General features: G+C 54.9%; 1 protein-coding gene. It reads right to left on the bottom strand.

Going from position 1 to position 614, the window contains the following annotated elements:
• The coding region (locus COO59_RS20590; RefSeq protein ID WP_103061469.1) for a flagellin N-terminal helical domain-containing protein at positions 1-614 on the bottom strand (614 nt) is incomplete at both ends.

Here is a 614-nt window from a genome sequence, read left to right as displayed (position 1 = left end):
GCACCCAGCAGGCTGCGCTGGTTGTCAACAGATTTGATCGCCGCATCGATATCTGCCAGCGGCGTAGAGCCTGAAGCAGCGCCGCTTGCGCCGCCGGTCACTTTACCTTTCAGTACGTCAAAACCTACAGCTTCAGTAGAACGAGCGGTGCCGTTAACGGTATCGCCAGAGGTCATGGTTTTGCTGTTCAGCGCAGTGCCTGAGCCTATTCCTGCTGCAGCCAGGTTATAGCTGTCGCTGGAGCTGACAGTGATAGAGATAGTTTCAGCATCTTTTGAACCAATCTGGAAGCTGTAATCTTTGCTGTCGGCACCGGTGTCCAGCACTTTAATGCCGTTAAAGTCAGTCTGCTCGGTTACGCGGTTGATCTCTTCCATACGCTGGTTAACTTCAGCCTGGATGGAGTCGATGTCAGAAGCAGAGTTGGAGCTGTTCTGCGCCTGAACGGTCAGGTCACGTACGCGCTGCAGGTTGTTGTTGATCTCGCTCAGCGCGCCTTCAGCGGTCTGCGCCAGGGAGATACCGTCGTTGGCGTTACGTGCTGCCACGCCAAGGCCGTTGATGTTAGAAGTGAAGCGGTTAGCGATTGCCTGACCTGCTGCGTCATCTTTTGC

This window comes from Mixta theicola (assembly GCF_002895925.1).
GTDB lineage: Bacteria > Pseudomonadota > Gammaproteobacteria > Enterobacterales > Enterobacteriaceae > Mixta > Mixta theicola.
Note: the sequence above shows the minus strand (reverse complement) of the source record. Positions and strands in the feature narration are given on the sequence as shown.